General features: G+C 72.8%; 15 protein-coding genes, 1 tRNA gene and 1 riboswitch. Of the genes, 3 read left to right on the forward strand and 13 right to left on the reverse strand.

What is annotated here, in order from left to right; all coding sequences use genetic code 11:
- Positions 1 to 189 precede the first annotated feature (189 nt).
- Positions 190 to 263 (reverse strand) — tRNA-Pro (locus ACFY0I_RS13440).
- 159 nt (positions 264 to 422) lie between these two features.
- Here ACFY0I_RS13440 and ACFY0I_RS13445 point away from each other — a divergent pair.
- Complete coding sequence (locus ACFY0I_RS13445) at positions 423 to 1,124, forward strand: transketolase (RefSeq protein ID WP_388893968.1); 702 nt, start codon at positions 423 to 425, stop codon at positions 1,122 to 1,124.
- An 11-nt stretch (positions 1,125 to 1,135) separates the two neighbouring features.
- A complete protein-coding gene (locus tag ACFY0I_RS13450) occupies positions 1,136 to 2,032 on the forward strand; it encodes a transketolase family protein (RefSeq protein WP_388893970.1) in 897 nt (298 codons plus the stop codon).
- A gap of 47 nt (positions 2,033 to 2,079) precedes the next feature.
- Here the strand turns inward: ACFY0I_RS13450 and ACFY0I_RS13455 are convergent, their stop codons facing one another.
- From ACFY0I_RS13455 to ACFY0I_RS13500, 10 genes are all read right to left on the reverse strand, one after another.
- Complete coding sequence (locus ACFY0I_RS13455) at positions 2,080 to 2,436, reverse strand: MmcQ/YjbR family DNA-binding protein (RefSeq protein WP_388893972.1); 357 nt, start codon at positions 2,434 to 2,436, stop codon at positions 2,080 to 2,082.
- Positions 2,437 to 2,582: 146 nt separating this feature from the next.
- Positions 2,583 to 3,125: a GAF domain-containing protein gene (locus ACFY0I_RS13460; RefSeq protein WP_388893974.1), complete on the reverse strand. Its 543-nt coding sequence runs from the start codon at positions 3,123 to 3,125 to the stop codon at positions 2,583 to 2,585.
- Between the two features lie 20 nt (positions 3,126 to 3,145).
- A complete protein-coding gene (locus ACFY0I_RS13465) occupies positions 3,146 to 3,775 on the reverse strand; it encodes an ATP/GTP-binding protein (RefSeq protein ID WP_388893975.1) in 630 nt (209 codons plus the stop codon).
- Positions 3,753 to 4,175, reverse strand: a complete 423-nt coding sequence (locus ACFY0I_RS13470) for a DUF742 domain-containing protein (protein ID WP_388893977.1) — start codon at positions 4,173 to 4,175, stop codon at positions 3,753 to 3,755. Before ACFY0I_RS13470 ends, ACFY0I_RS13465 begins: the two co-directional genes overlap by 23 nt.
- Positions 4,172 to 4,603 carry a roadblock/LC7 domain-containing protein gene (locus tag ACFY0I_RS13475; RefSeq protein WP_388894420.1) on the reverse strand — a complete coding sequence of 144 codons (432 nt, stop codon included), beginning with the start codon at positions 4,601 to 4,603 and terminating at the stop codon, positions 4,172 to 4,174. Before ACFY0I_RS13475 ends, ACFY0I_RS13470 begins: the two co-directional genes overlap by 4 nt.
- Before the next feature lie 47 nt (positions 4,604 to 4,650).
- Positions 4,651 to 6,375, reverse strand: a complete 1,725-nt coding sequence (locus ACFY0I_RS13480) for an ATP-binding protein (protein ID WP_388893979.1) — start codon at positions 6,373 to 6,375, stop codon at positions 4,651 to 4,653.
- Positions 6,376 to 6,602: 227 nt separating this feature from the next.
- Complete coding sequence (locus ACFY0I_RS13485; protein WP_388893981.1) at positions 6,603 to 7,268, reverse strand: HAD family hydrolase; 666 nt, start codon at positions 7,266 to 7,268, stop codon at positions 6,603 to 6,605.
- Positions 7,269 to 7,475: 207 nt separating this feature from the next.
- A complete protein-coding gene (locus tag ACFY0I_RS13490) occupies positions 7,476 to 8,729 on the reverse strand; it encodes an MBL fold metallo-hydrolase (protein WP_388893983.1) in 1,254 nt (417 codons plus the stop codon).
- Positions 8,730 to 8,867: 138 nt separating this feature from the next.
- Positions 8,868 to 9,653: an SGNH/GDSL hydrolase family protein gene (locus ACFY0I_RS13495; RefSeq protein WP_388893985.1), complete on the reverse strand. Its 786-nt coding sequence runs from the start codon at positions 9,651 to 9,653 to the stop codon at positions 8,868 to 8,870.
- 162 nt (positions 9,654 to 9,815) lie between these two features.
- A complete protein-coding gene (locus ACFY0I_RS13500) occupies positions 9,816 to 10,865 on the reverse strand; it encodes a LysM peptidoglycan-binding domain-containing M23 family metallopeptidase (protein ID WP_388893987.1) in 1,050 nt (349 codons plus the stop codon).
- A gap of 4 nt (positions 10,866 to 10,869) precedes the next feature.
- Positions 10,870 to 11,036: riboswitch (cyclic di-AMP (ydaO/yuaA leader) on the reverse strand.
- 330 nt (positions 11,037 to 11,366) lie between these two features.
- On the opposite strand from ACFY0I_RS13500, the gene ACFY0I_RS13505 reads away from it, so the two are divergent.
- The gene (locus tag ACFY0I_RS13505) at positions 11,367 to 12,176 is read left to right on the forward strand and encodes a tyrosine-protein phosphatase (protein ID WP_388894423.1); all 810 of its coding nucleotides are present in this window, start codon (positions 11,367 to 11,369) and stop codon (positions 12,174 to 12,176) included.
- A gap of 25 nt (positions 12,177 to 12,201) precedes the next feature.
- Here the strand turns inward: ACFY0I_RS13505 and ACFY0I_RS13510 are convergent, their stop codons facing one another.
- Together ACFY0I_RS13510 and hpnH are read right to left on the reverse strand one after the other, a co-directional pair.
- The gene (locus tag ACFY0I_RS13510; protein WP_388893990.1) at positions 12,202 to 13,605 is read right to left on the reverse strand and encodes an aspartate aminotransferase family protein; all 1,404 of its coding nucleotides are present in this window, start codon (positions 13,603 to 13,605) and stop codon (positions 12,202 to 12,204) included.
- The gene (gene hpnH, locus ACFY0I_RS13515; protein ID WP_388893993.1) at positions 13,602 to 14,633 is read right to left on the reverse strand and encodes an adenosyl-hopene transferase HpnH; all 1,032 of its coding nucleotides are present in this window, start codon (positions 14,631 to 14,633) and stop codon (positions 13,602 to 13,604) included. Before hpnH ends, ACFY0I_RS13510 begins: the two co-directional genes overlap by 4 nt.
- Between the last annotated feature and the right edge of the window lie 3 nt (positions 14,634 to 14,636).

The following is a 14,636-nucleotide window of genomic DNA, read 5'->3' on the forward strand; positions in this document are numbered from 1 at the left end:
CGAAAGTTTAGCCTGAGGCCACCCGTGCGCCCGACGCGATCCACAGGACCACCGAACCACTGAACCGCCACCGAGGACGACTTGGGATCGAACCGCTCCCCCACGCGCACCACTCGACCCACCGGGCCCGGAAATGCGTCAGGGCCATCATCAGATGGCCCTGAGCTTCGGAAATCTCCGACATCACTGTCGGGACGACAGGATTTGAACCTGCGACCCCTTGACCCCCAGTCAAGTGCGCTACCAAGCTGCGCCACGTCCCGATGCCCGTTGACCTGGGGGTTTCCCCTGGTTGAACTGGCAGGAGAACAATACCGCACTTCTCGGGGTGTTCGCGCGCACCTTGTGCGACGGAGCCGGATCCGGCGGATCGGGCCGGGCACCCTTGACCTCAACCATGGTTGAGGTAGGACGGTTCCTGTATGACACAGGCAACTGCGGACACGGGGTTCCGCCACGAAGACCTGGGCGCGCTCATCGCGCTCATGACGGGGGCCGAGAAGCACGGCCCCGCCGCCACCTCCACGCTCGACGTGTTGTGGGTGCTCCACGACCGGGTCCTGCGCGTCGGACCCGCCCGGGCCGAGGACCCGGGGCGCGACCGGTTCCTGCTCTCCAAGGGACACGGGCCGATGGCCTACTACGCCGTACTCGCCGCCAAGGGGTTCTTCCCCGTCGACTGGCTGAGCGGTTTCGGGTCCTACGAGTCGCCGCTGGGGCACCATCCGGACCGGACCCTGATCCCCGGTGTGGAGATCGGCAGCGGCTCGCTGGGCCACGGCCTGCCGCTGGCCGTCGGGAGCGCGCTCGGGCTCCGGGCACAGGGGCTGGACGACCCGGCCGTGTGGGTGCTGATCGGGGACGCCGAACTCGACGAGGGCAGCAACCACGAGGCCATCGCGTACGCCGGCTCGGCCGGGCTGGAGCGGCTGCACACGGTGGTGATCGACAACGACTCGGCGACCCACGGCTGGCGCGGCGGGATCGCCTCCCGCTTCGAGGCGGCGGGCTGGTCGGCGGTGACCGTCGACGGGCGGGACCACGAGGCGCTGCACGCCGCCTTCACCGCACCGCATCCGGGCCGGCCGCACGCCGTCGTCGCCCGCGTCGAGAAGAAGTTCTGAGGGGGCACGTCATGGACACCATGCGGGAACGGTTCATCTCGGTCACGTCGCAGCTGCTGGAGGAGGACCCCCGGCTCGCGCTCGTACTCGCCGAGATCACCATGGACGGGTTCCGTCCGGCGCAACGGCGACACCCCGACCGGGTGATCAACGTCGGCATCCGGGAGCAGCTGTTGATCGGGGTGGGCGGTGGGCTGGCCCTCACGGGGCTGCGGCCCGTCGTGCACACCTTCGCCAGTTTCCTCGTGGAGCGGCCCTTCGAGCAGGTCAAGCTGGACTTCGGGCACCAGGGCACGGGCGGCGTACTGGTCAGTTCCTCCGGCAGCTACGACTGGCCGGCCGGCGGGTTCACCCACATGGCGCCGGGGGACGTGGCCCTGCTGGACACCCTCGACGGCTGGACCGTGCACGTGCCCGGACATCCGGACGAGGCCGAGGCGCTGCTGCGGCACGCGAGCGCCGCCGGGGACGACAAGGTGTACGTCCGGCTGTCCCAGCAGTCGAACACGGCCCCGCGCCCGCCGGCCGGCCCGGGCCTGCGGACCGTACGCGAGGGCCGGGCCGGAGTCGTCGTCGCCGTCGGCCCGCTCCTGGACAACGTCCTCGCCGCGACCGAGGGGCTGGACGTCACCGTGCTGTACGCGACCACGGTCCGGCCCTTCGACGATGCGACCCTGCGCGCCGCCGTCGGGCGCGCGGGGTCGGACGTGGTCCTCGTCGAGCCGTACCTGGCGGGCACCTCGGCGACGGCGGCCGGAGCCGCCCTCGTCGACGTCCCGCACCGGATCCTCCCCCTCGGGGTCGGGCGCGCCGAGCTCCGCCGGTACGGGACGATGGACGAGCACGTCGCCGCGCACGGACTGGACGCCGGCTCGCTGCGGCAGCGGATCACCGGATTCCTGCGCTGAGCGTCCCGGGTCGACGCCCGGTCAGCCGCCGCCGTCAGCCGCCGCCGTCAGCCGCCGCCCAGTTCCGGATGGGCGGCGGCGAGTCTCTTCGGGGCCGCCTGCCGCCAGGAATCGACCAGGATCCCGCGCAGTTCCCCGGCGTCCGCCACCGCGGCGAGCCGGACCCTCAGCCAGGCGTAGTTGTCGTCGTGGCCCTCGCGCAGGAAGAACTTCTCCGGCTCCGCGGCGATGAGCTCGGCCCGGTCCTCCTTGGGGCACTTCACGCCGATCGAGGTGTCGTCGTCCGCGAGGGAGACGAAGATCTTCCCGCCCACCCGGAAGGTCGGCATGCCCCAGGCGAGCTTCTCGCTGCTGTCGGGCAGCGACAACGCGATCGTCCTGACGTCCTGCGCGGTCGTGGCCATGGCGGCGCCCCTTCCCTCGGGTGTACCCGGTTCGTCCCTCGAAGCCTCGCGGGCCCGCGGTGGTCCGTGCGCCCGGCGGTCCGCGTGCCCGGCGGTCCGCCCTTTCGACGGTAGACGCCGGCACCGACCATCCGTGTCGGCGCGCGTCAGGCCCGGCGGTCCTCCCTGGCGTGCAGCACGTCCAACAGTTCCGCGGCCAGGGCCTTCACCGTGGCCAGGCCCTGGGTGCCCCACCGGCGCGGCACCTGGTCCACCGCGCAGACCGTGCCGAGCACGATGCCCTGCCGGTCCGTGAGGGGTGCGCCGAGGTAGGACCGCACCCCGCTCCCGTCGACGACGGCGTTGCCCGCGAAGCGCGCGAAGTCCCGTACGTCCTCCAGGACCAGCGCCCGGCGCCGCACCACCACGTGCGGGCAGTAGCCGTGGTCCCGGGCGAGCACCCGCGCCGGGTAGCCGGCGGCGGCGTGCGGGTCGTGGTGGAGTCCGGCGAAGAACTGCCGTTCCTCCCCGACGAAGTTGACCCCGGCGTGGGGGGCCTCCAGGGTCCGCGCGACGTGTCGGGCGAAGGCGTCGAGTTCCGTGTCGGCCCGCTCTCCCAGACCCAGCTCACGGAGCCGGACGGCACGCGCGGGTGCCTCCCGGTCCACCGGGGTGAGCAGCAGGTGGCCGGTCGATTCGTAGTACGTCATGGTGGTTCCCCCGGGTCCGGTTACATGGCGGACGAGGCCGGCGCGTGCTCCTGGCCGCCCGTCCTCGCCGTGGTCAGCAGGTGGTGGACGAGAGCGGCCAGTACCGCGGTCGCCGAGCCGGTCAGCCGCGCGTCGCACCGGACGACCGGCACCTGCGGCGCGAGCCCCACCGCCTCGCGGACCTCCGCCACCGGGTACGCGTGCGCACCGTCGAACGCGTTGACCGCGACGACGAAGCGGAGTCCGCGCTTCTCGAAGAAGTCCACGGCGGGGAAGCAGTCCGCGAGGCGGCGGGTGTCGGCGATCACCACCGCCCCGAGGGCTCCCGCGCACAGTTCCTCCCACAGGAACCAGAAGCGCTGCTGTCCGGGCGTGCCGAAGAGGTACAGGACGTGGCCGTCGTCCAGGGTGATCCGTCCGAAGTCGAGGGCGACCGTCGTCGACTCCTTCGCGGCGGCTCCCGCCGCGCCCGCGGGCTGCTCGGCCGCCCCGCCGAGCCCGCTCAGCAGTTCCTCCGTGCGGAGCGGCTCGATCTCGCTGACCGCGCCCACGAACGTGGTCTTGCCCGCCCCGAACCCGCCCGCGACCAGGATCTTCAAGGTCGCCGGACGGGCCCCGTCGCGGCGGTCAGAGCCGCCGGCGCAAACCATCGAGCACCGCCCTCAGCAGGGTCTGTTCGTCGGCCGCCCATGCGGGGTCGACTCCCGGGAAGCGGGGCGCCCGCGTGCTGACGGCCCCGTGTTCCACCAGGTCGGACAGCAGTACCTTCACCACCACGGCCGGCAGCCGCAGTTGCCCGGCCACCTCGGCCACCGTCACCGCCGCCGCGCCCGCGCAGATCCGCAGGGCGAGGGCGTGTTCCGGCCCGAGCGGGGCCCCGGGCCGTACACCGGTCGCGGTGACCAGGGACAGCAGGTCGAGCGGTACGGCCGGCCGGGTGCGGCCCCCGCTCGCGGTGTACGGCCGCGTCACCCGGCCCGCGGAGTCGTCCAGCCAGGGGGTGTCCCACGGCGTTCCGGCCGCGTACGACCCCTGTGCCGCGGCCCTCATCGCTCCGGCTCGGCGACGGGCCGGCGCGGCGGGGCGGCCAGGTACGGCCGTACGCTCTTGACCAGCATCGCCATCTCGTAGCCGAGGACGCCCGCGTCGGCTTCGCGGTCCGCGAGGACGGCCAGGCAGGTGCCGGATCCGGCCGCCGAGACGAAGATCAGGGCCGTGTCCAGTTCGACCACCACCTGCCGGACCTCCGCACCGTCCGCGAACCGGGATCCGGCGCTGCGGCCCAGCGAGTACAGGCCGGAGGCCAGCGCGGCCATGTGGTCGGCGCTGTCGGCGTCGAGGCCGTGCGCGCAGCCGGCGAGCCCGTCCGCGGTGAGCAGTACCGCGCTGCGCGTGTACGGGACCCGTTGCACCAGGCCGCCGAGCAGCCAGCCGAGGTCCGAAAGGCCGCTGCTCGTCGTCGCCGCTTCGCCGCCCATGGGGGTGCGCTCCTCGCTGTGGTGGGGGGTCCGGGACGGGGAGGGGCTCATGCCTGCCGCTCCGCGGGCTCCGACCGGGCGAGGCCGAAGCCCCGTTGGAAGGCGGCCATCAGGCCCGGATCGTGCAGGGGTTGCTCGGGCCGCGCGGCCGGCCGGGGGTCGGGGGCTTCGCGCAGCTGGGGCACCAGGTGCTGCTGCGCGCGGCGGCGGGGCAGGGACGGCCGGTCCGTCTCCTCGCGGGCGGCGGGTACGAGGGGCTCCGGTACGGGCGCCGCGGCGTCGGGACCGGCGCCCGGGAAGGTCCCCGCGTGCGCTCCGGCCCGGTCGGCGGGGTTCCGGGGATCCTGTTCGTACCCCGGCTCCTGCTCGGGTTCCGGCCGCTCCGCCCGGACCGGCCACTCCCCCGGCACCCGCTGCGCGGGCGTCCAGGTCCGCTCCGCGTCGTCCGACGGGCGTTCCGGCTGCCAGGGGTCCGGCACGGTGACCCGTACGGGCTCCAGCGGCGGGGCGCCGCCCGCGCCGGTGCCCCACGAGGTGGCCCGCGAGCCGGCCGCGAGGTCGGCGGCGTTCGGGGCCTGCGCCCCCAGCAGCCCCTGGGGCAGTACCAGCACGGCGAGCACTCCGCCGTAGATGTTGGACTTGAGCTCCACGGCGATCCCGTGCCGCCGGGCCAGCGCCGAGACCACGAACAGGCCGATCCGTCCGTCCGCCAGCAGGTGCCTGACGCTGACCTGGTCGGGGTCGCCCAGCAGGGCGTTCATCCGGTGCTGTTCCTCGGGGGGCATGCCCAGTCCGCGGTCCTCGACCTCGACCGCGATCCCGGAGGTGACCCGCTCGGCCCGGACGACCACGTCGGTGTCGGGGGCGGAGAACACCGTGGCGTTCTCGACGAGTTCGGCCAGCAGGTGGACCACGTCGGCGACGGCGTGGCCGCGGACGGTGCCGCCCGCCGGGGGCACCACCTTGACCCGGGTGTACTGCTCGACCTCCGCGACGGAGGAGCGCAGCACCTCGCTCAGCTCGATCGGTCGGGTCCACTGGCGCCTCGAGGCGGCCCCGCCGAGTACGGCGAGGTTCTCGGCGTGCCGGCGGATCCGGGTGGCCAGGTGGTCGACGTGGAAGAGCTCCCGCAGCAGGTCCGGGTCCTCGACGGTGTCCTCCAGGCCGTCGAGCAGGGAGATCTCGCGGTGCACCAACGACTGGAGCCGGCGCGCGAGGTTGACGAAGACCTCGACCTTGCGGTCGCTGTCGGTCGGCGCGGCCGGGGTGGCGAGCCGTACGAGGGTGGTGCGGGCCTGTTCCCGGGCCCCGCGCAGTTCCTGGGCCAGCAGCCAGAACTCGTCGACGCCGGCCGGATCCGGAGCCGCGGGTGGTCCGCTCGGGCCGCCGCGCACCGGGCGGGGCGGTGTCTCTCCCCGTTCCAGGCGCTCGGCGTCCGTACGCAGCTCCTGACGGCCGCGCACGCTGGAACGCCGCAATGCCTCGCAGCGGTCCCGTACGGCCTTCGCGGCGCGTTGGGCTCCGAGCAGCGCGGCGGCCAGCGCCCCGACGACGAGCAGGGCGCAGCCCGCGAGCACCGGCCACAGCCGGGGGTCCCGGTCACCGGCGCCACCGCCGAGCTGGAGGGTGAAGAGCACCGCCGCGGCGCCGCTGAGCGCGGCGGCGAGGGTGGGCAGCACGGCGGCGCGGATCAGCTGGGGGCGGGTCTGCCGGCGGGGACCGGCGGCGGCGTGTCTCGACGGGGATTGGCGGGCGGCGCGGAGTCCGAACATCGGCGTCCTCGGTACGTGGGGCCCGGCCCCCAGTCGGTTCCCGGGGCCCGGTGTTGATCACCGGATACCCACGCTAGACCGCACGCTCCCACCCGGGACGCCGAGTTGGGGAACTTGGCGGGGGTGCTTCCCGCTCCCGATGGAGCGCTCGCACGACAGCCCGAATGCGCCGGTGGCGCGCACGCGTGTGCCCCGGGGGGGGCGTGCCCGGCCCCGGTGGTTGCGCCTCAGGGCGTGTCGGCGAAGGGGCTGGTGTCGAGGTGTGCCAGCAGATCGGCGGGGTCGCGGTAGACGGCGCGGGCGCCCGCCTCCTCCAGGTCGGCGCGCGGGATGCCACCGCACAGCAGGCCCACGCACGTGACGCCGGCCCGCGTGCCGGCCAGCATGTCCCAGACGGTGTCCCCGACGAACACGGAGCCCCGGGCGGGCGCCCCGGCGAGGGAGAGGGCGTGTCGGACCGGCTCGGGTGCGGGCTTGCCCTCGCTCACGTCGTCGGAGCTCGCCGTCGCGGTGATGGCGTCATCGGCGTCCAGGGCCTGCCTGAGCGCCTCCAGTTCGTGGTCCTTCGCGGAGGTCACGAGCACGACCCGGCGGCCCCGGCGGTCCAGTTCGCGCAGTAGTTCCGCCGCCGAGTCCAGGGCGGGCAGCCGATCGAAGTACGTGGCGTAGAGGGTCGCGTGGGCAGCGCTGAGCACTTCGTCCCGCGCCGGGTCGCGGCCCTCGCCCAACAGGCGCGCGAGCAGGTCCTCGCCCGGCAGGCCGACGGCCCGGTGGATGTCGTGCGTCGCCACGTCGTGCCCCGCCTGCCGCAGGGCCTCCCACCAGCAGACGACGTGCAGGTGGTTGGTGTCGACGAGGGTCCCGTCGACATCGAACAGGGCGGCCCGGTTCATGCGCACCTCCTGCGGACGGACGCGAGGGCGTCCCTCGGGGACGGATGTGAGGGGCGCCTACCCACCGCCCTCCTCCGCACTCCCTCCGCGGCGGCCACGGGCGTACGGGGCCGCCGGCGCGGGGCCGCCCCGCGCCCCCGCACCCGGCCGGTAGCCCCCGGGGACCGCACGCAGGCGGTCCCTCGGGTCTGCGCCCGACCGGGCCGGTCAGGCCTCCCCGACCAGGTCGAGCCCGGCGTCGGGTTCGACCGTCCTGCGCCCGCCGGGCCTGCCCGGCTCCTCGCGGTAGTTGACCCACCGCTCCCAGGCGAATCCGGGGGCCGCGATGGGCCGCCACCACGGGTCGACGGGGACCTTGCCGGCGGGCTCGAAGGGCTCGCCCGGCTTGGGCATGGCCACGGCCTGCCCCACGTTCCGGGCGGCGATCATGGTGCGCTCGGCCGGGTCGGACCACGGGTGCGGGGCGAGGTTGAAGGTGCCCCAGTGGATGGGCAGCAGGACGCCGTGCGCGGCGCCGCCCTGGAGGTCGAGCTGCGCGCGGATGCCCTCGTCCGGGGTCATGTGGATGTCGGGCCACGGCCCGGGGTCCGGGGTCCGGTCCTCGTGGTTCGTCGGCCAGTACTCCGAGTAGGCGCCGATCTGGATCATCGTGGCGTCGAAGGGGCCGTGCGCGGCGCCGATGTCCTTGAACCCGGGGAAGTAGCCCGTATCACCGCTGTGGAACACCCGGTGCTGCTCGCCCGCGACGACCCAGGAGGCCCACAGGGTGGTCTGCTGGTTGCGCAGGCCGCGCCCGCAGAAGTGCTGTGCCGGGGTGGCGGTGAGGGTGAGCCCGGCGACCTCGGTGGCCTCGTTCCAGTCCAGCTCGCGCAGCCGCCCGGCCGGTACGCCCCAGCGTTCCAGGTGCGCGCCGACGCCCAGCGGGACGGCGAAGACGGTGTCCGTGCCGGCCAGCGCCTTGATCGTGGGCAGGTCGAGGTGGTCGTAGTGGTCGTGGGAGATCACCACGACGTCGACCTCGCCCAGGGAGGCCAGCGGCACCGGGACCGGGTGCAGGCGCTTGGGCCCGGCGAAGGAATAGGGAGAGCAGCGCTGTCCCCACACGGGGTCGAAGAGGACCCGGCGGCCGTCGATCTCCACGAGCACGCTGGAATGGCCCATCCACGTCACGCGCAGGCCGCTGACCGGCGGTTTCGCCAGTTCGGCCAGGGTGGTCGGGTAGACGGGGATCGGCGCGGCGGGACTGCGCCGGACGCGCTGTTCCTTGTGGAAGTAGACCCGGGCGAACTCGGCCATCGACCCGGAGGGCCTGGTCCTGCCCTTCACCGGGTTCTGGAAGGCGCCGTCGGCGAAGTTCGGCGAGCGTTGGATCCGCTCCAGCCGGGCGCCGGAGGAGTCCGCCCCGAAGGCTTCGGCGCGCAGGGCGCGCAGCCTGGGACGCAGGGGAAGGGAGCCGGTCAAGGCGCCTCCTCAAGAGGGTGCGGTTCGAGGTGGCACGGTAGTACATGCACGACCATCCCAACGCGTACCGGCCCGTGAGGATTCCGCCCGGCGGGAACCCGCCGGACGGAATCGGGCGTGTCCGGCTCCCCGGGCGCCCTAGAGCGGCAGCAGGTCGGGGCGCTTCGCCGCGACGTGGTCGCCGGAGGACTCGCCCCGCAGCCTGCGTCCGATCCACGGCACGAGGTGTTCGCGCGCCCACTGGATGTTGTCGCGGGTCACGTCCACCGACCCGCGCGGCGGCGTGGGCGGCCACGGCTGGTCGGGGTCGGCCGGGATCCCGTAGCCCAGGACCTGCGCGGCGCGCAGCGCGACGCGGGTGTGGCCCTCGGGCGAGAGGTGCAGCCGGTCGCCGTCCCAGGCCCGCCGGTCCTGCACGGAGCGCAGCGACCACAGGTCGAGCACCGGGCAGTCGTACCGGTCGGCGATGGAGCGGACGTGCGCGCTGTACGTGGCGACCTTGCCCCGGAGGTGCCTCAGGACCGGTACGCCCCGCGTGTCGAAGCCGGTGGTGATCATGACGAGGCCGACGGCTTCGGTGAGGTCGGCCACGGCCGCCTCGAACCGCTCCGCCACGTCGTCCGGGTCGCTGCCGGGGCGGATGATGTCGTTCCCGCCCGCGCAGAAGGTCACCAGGTCCGGTGCGAGGGCCCGGGCCCTCGGGACCTGGTCGGCCACGATCTGGTCGAGGAGCTTCCCCCGCACGGCCAGATTCGCGTACCGAAAGTCGTGTTCGTCGCGCTGATCGGCGAGAAGCACGGCGAGGCGGTCCGCCCAGCCGAGATAGGAATCCCCGGGTCCCGGGTCTCCCACGCCTTCGGTGAAGCTGTCCCCGATCGCCGCGTACGAGCCGATGGTCTTGAGTGTCGTCGTCGTCGCTGCCACGGGAACACATCCTTCACCGTCGCAACCAACCTACGCCAACGTAATGAGGGGTTGACGGACCGTGATCTGTACCACGCGGGGGATAAGGAATAAGTACACGTGAGGCCGGGACCCCCCTCGGGTCCCGGCCTCACGCGTGTCCGTGTCCGACGGCCGGTGCCGTCAGACGCTGACGCCCTTGGAGCGGAGGTAGCCCAGCGGGTCGATGTCCGAGCCGTAGGACGGGCCCGTGCGGATCTCGAAGTGGAGGTGCGGGCCGGTCACGTTGCCGGTGGCGCCGGAGAGGCCGATGCGCTGGCCGCCGGTGACGCTCTGGCCGGCCGAGACGGACAGCGAGGAGAGGTGCGCGTACTGGGAGTACTTGCCGTCCGCGTGCTTGATGACGACCTCGTTGCCGTACGAGCCGCCCCATCCGGCGGAGACCACGGTGCCCGCGCCGACGGCCTTGACGGTGGTTCCGGTGCTCGCCATGAAGTCGACGCCGGTGTGGTAACCGGAGGACCACATGCTGCCGCCCATGCGGTACGCGGTGGAGACGCCACCGGCGACCGGGGCCACGAATCCGCCGGAGGTCGACGGAGTCGAGGGCGCCGCCTGACCCGAGCCGGCGGGCTTCTGCGCGGGCGCGGCCTTCCTGGGCGCCGCCTTCGGGGCGGAGGTCCGCTCGTCGGACGCCTCAGGGCGGCTGGAGGAGCGCTCGGAGCGGTCGGAGCGGGCGCCGGAGCCCGACTCGGAGGCGGAGTCCGGGGTCGCGGGCGCCGACTGCTTCTTGGTCGGGGCCGGAGCGGCGGGGGCCGGTGCGGCCGCGGCCGAGCCCGGAGCGCCGAGGGTCAGCTTGAGGCCCGGGTGGATGAGGGAGGGGTCGCTGCCGACGGCGTCGCGGTTGTCGGCGTAGAGCTGCTCCCAGCCGCCCGTGAGCCGGCGCTCGGCGGCGATCTTCGAGAGGTAGTCGCCGGCGACGACCGTGTAGACCGCGGCGGGAGCGGCGGTCGGCGTAGCGGTGGGCGTGGCGGCGGCAGCGGCCTGAAGGGCCGCCGGGGCCTGCGGCGCCTGCGCGGGTGCCGTGGCCGGGGTCGCCGCGGGGGCGGCGGCGTGGGCGCCGGTGGCCCCGATCAGCGGCAGCGCGAGGGCGGCGCCGCCGGTGCCGGCCACGGTCAGACCGCGGGATATGGAACGGGACTTCGGTCGGCGATGCTTACCCTTACCGGGCATGGCGAATTCCTCTCCGTCGCCTGCGAGGTGAGCTGTCGGGTTCGGACTGGAGATGTCCGGCCGCGCACGTCGAGGACGCGTACGGCTTCACCCCTAGCCGGCCCGGAGGATGCTCCGGTCCGGCGGCTTACCTGGTTCCCCCGCTCCTGCCGCGCGCGTCGATAGTCGGGTGCGGTTCCCGGGCGGCGGCAGGATTAGGCTGTCCACCCGGATCGGTCGTGAAGGTAATCGAGCGGGTCCACGGGCAACAAGCCGCACATTCCCTGACGCAATCACAGGTATGGGGGAGCGACGGAATTCCGGTCACCCTGCGTCCATTCCGCACCAGCAACAACCGCCCTGGCGTGGGAATTCGGATTTCGCGATCGGGCACACACGGTCACCGTATGATCTGGCTCACGGAGCCTGGCGCGATCTCGCCTCCACATATGGCAAGTTGCTCCCAACCGGCGTAATTCGGACACCTCAGGACGATGCGGAGGACCCCTCGTGACCCATCGGATACCACCACCCCTCCCGGCGCGGCCCGAACCTGAACCGGAGCTGACGGGAGTCCGCAATTTCCGTGACGTGGGCGGCCTGCCGACCGTCGACGGACGGAGGGTCAGGTCGGGACGACTGTTCAGAAGCGGACATCTGGCGCATGCCACCGAAACGGGAACACAGTTCCTCGCGTCGCTCGGTCTGCACACGGTCTTCGACTTCCGCAACCGCGCCGACCACGCCCTGGAAGGGCCGGACGTGGAGCTGCCGGGCGTGCGCTACGTGAACATCCCGCTGTCCGACCCGGCCGCCGGGAAGGAGTTCTGGAAGATCGTGCGCGACGGCGACCTCGCCCAGTTGCGCACCGTCCTCGGGGAGGGTCGGGCGGTCGAGCGCATGACCACCTCGTACCGCACGATGATCCGCACCCGGACCGCCGAACACAGTCGGGTCGTGCACGCGCTGGCCGAGGACAGCGTGCCGGCGCTGATGCACTGCGCCGCGGGCAAGGACCGGGCCGGTCTGTCGATCGCCGTCACGCTGCTGGCGCTCGGCGTCGAGCGGGAGGCGATCGCGGCGGACTACCTGGAGTCGAACGCCCCGCACCGCCGCTACCGGATGCGGCGCGGCGCGGATGCCGCCCCGCCCCGCCCGGCCGAGGTGGCGGAACTGCTGGCGCCGCTCTTCGACGCGCGCGCCGCGTATCTGGAGGCGGCGTACGAGACCATCGACGAGGAGTGGGGCGGGGTGGACCGGTACCTCGCCGAGGGTCTCGGGCTGGCGCCCGAGACCCTGGTCCGGCTACGGGACGGACTGCTGGAACCGTAGGGGCGCTTCCCCGGCCGGCAGGCCGTCAGCGGTTGCCGACGGCCTGCTTCACCAGCGTCCGACCGAAGTCCCACATCAGCGATCCCCCGCCGTGCGCCTCGTCCATGACCTCCCGGAAGGCGCCGACGAACCGGTCCACGTCGCGTTCGTCCACGATCAGCGGCGGGATGAGCTTGATGACCTCCAGGTGGTCCCCGGACACCTGGGTGAGGATCCGGTGCTTGCGCAGCAGCGGCACCACGACCATCTGGGCGAACAGCCCCTTGCGGGCGGCCTGGAGCATCGCCCAACGGCTGCGCAGGCCCAGCGAGGACGGCCGGCCGAACTCGATGCCGATCATCAGCCCGCGCCCCCGCACCTCGTGCAGCAGCTCGTACTCGTCCACGAGGGCGGCGAGCCTGCCCCGCAGCAGGTCGCCCATGGCGCGGGCGTTCGCCGTCACCTCCTCGTCCTCCATGACGCTCAGCACCGCCAGGCCGGCGGCCATCGCCTGCGCGTTGGAGCCGAAGCTCGCCGAGTGGACGAGCACGCGGTCCATGGAGGAGTACACGCGCTGGAAGATCCAGTCCTTGCCCAGGGTCGCGCCGACCGGTACGTAGCCGCCCGACAGGGCCTTGGCCACGCACACCAGGTCCGGCTCGACGCCGGGTTCATGCTGGTACGCGTAGAAATCACCGGTGCGTCCGAGGCCCGTCTGCACCTCGTCGGCGATCAGCAGGGCCTTGTGCCGGTGGAGGAGCTCCTGCGCCGCGCGCAGGAATCCGGGAGGCGCGGCGAGCACCCCCTTGCCCTGGATCGGCTCCACGATCAGGGCGGCCACGTCGCCCCGGCGCAGTTCGCGTTCCAGGGCGTCCAGGTCTCCGAGGGCGATCGCCGTGTCGGGGAGCAGCGGCGCGAAGCCGTCCCGGAAGGCGGCTTCGCCGTTGACCGACAGCGAGCCGGTGGTGAGCCCGTGGAAGGCGTGGTCGCAGTAGAGGATCCTGGGCCGGCCGGTGGCGTACCGGGCGAACTTCAGGGCCGTCTCCACCGCCTCGGTGCCGCTGTTGCCGAAGAAGACCCGGTCCAGGTGGGGGCTGTACGAGAGCAGCTTCTCGGCGAGCAGTCCCGGCAACGGCTGGCAGTCGAAGCGGGTCAGGTCGGCGAGCTGGGCGTCCAGGACGTCGTGCAGCGCCTTGCGGACGACGGGGTGGTGGCGGCCGAGGCCCATGACTCCGAAGCCGGCCAGCATGTCGAGGTGGTCGTTGCCCTCGGCGTCCCAGAAGTGGGCGCCCTCGGCCCGTACGTAGACCTTGTCGAAGCCGATGGTGTGCAGCATGCGGGGCAGTTGGTGGTTGAGGTGGCGGGAGTGGAGCTCGTAGCGCTCGTCCCCGCGCTCGGCGAGCAGGGCGGCGAGGTCGAAGCCCTTGCCGCCCCCCTGGCCGACGGTCATGACGAGCCGGCCCGGTTGCTGCCGATGGTCTCCCGGGCCGCTCGCAGGGATTCCTTGAGGGAGCCCATGGTGGCGAGGACGGCGGTGGGCTCGTAGCCGCAGTGCGCCATGCAGTTCGCGCAGCGCGGGTCCTTGCCGCGGCCGTACTTGCTCCAGTCGGTGTCCTCGATGAGCTCGCGGTACGTGGGCACGTAGCCGTCGCTCATCAGGTAGCAGGGGCGCTGCCAGCCGAAGAGGGAGTAATTGGGAATGGCCCAGGCGGTGCAGGGGAAATCCGCTTTCCCTTCCAGGAAATCGAGGAAGAGCGGGGAGTGGTTGAGCCGCCAGCGGCGCCGGTTCCCGCCCGCGAAGGCCTTCTTGAAGAGCTCGCGGGTCTGTTCGACGCCCAGGAAGTGTTCCTGGTCAGGGGCCTTTTCGTAGGCGTAGGCGGGCGAGATCATCATCTCGTCGACCTGGAGGTCGTCATTGAGGTAGTTGAGCACCTCGATGATGGTCTGCGGGGTGTCGGTGTTGAAGAAGGTGGAGTTCGTCGTCACCCGGAAACCGCGCCGCTTCGCCTCCTTGATGGCCGCGACGGCCTCGTCGAAGACGCCTTCCTTGGCGACCGATTCGTCGTGCCGTTCGCGCAGCCCGTCGATGTGGACGGCGAAGGCGAAATAGGGGGACGGGGTGAATTTCTCGATCTTCTTGCGGAGCAGCATCGCGTTGGTGCAGAGGAAGACGTACTTCCGCTTGGCCACCAGTTGCCGGACGATCTCGTCGATCTGGGGGTGCATCAGGGGCTCACCGCCCGCGATGGACACCATCGGCGCGCCGGATTCCAGCACGGCGCCGACGGCCTGGGCCACCGGCATGCGCTGCTTGAGGACCCCGGCCGGGTGCTGGATCTTTCCGCACCCCTCGCAGGCCAGGTTGCAGGCGTAGAGCGGCTCCAGTTCCACGATCAGCGGGAACTTCTCCCGCTTGCGGAGCTTCTGTTCGAGAAGATAGGTCCCGACCCTGATGGACTGGCGCAGTGGCATGGCCATCTG

The sequence above is a fragment of the Streptomyces sp. NPDC001568 genome (assembly GCF_042893755.1).
Classification (GTDB): domain Bacteria; phylum Actinomycetota; class Actinomycetes; order Streptomycetales; family Streptomycetaceae; genus Streptomyces.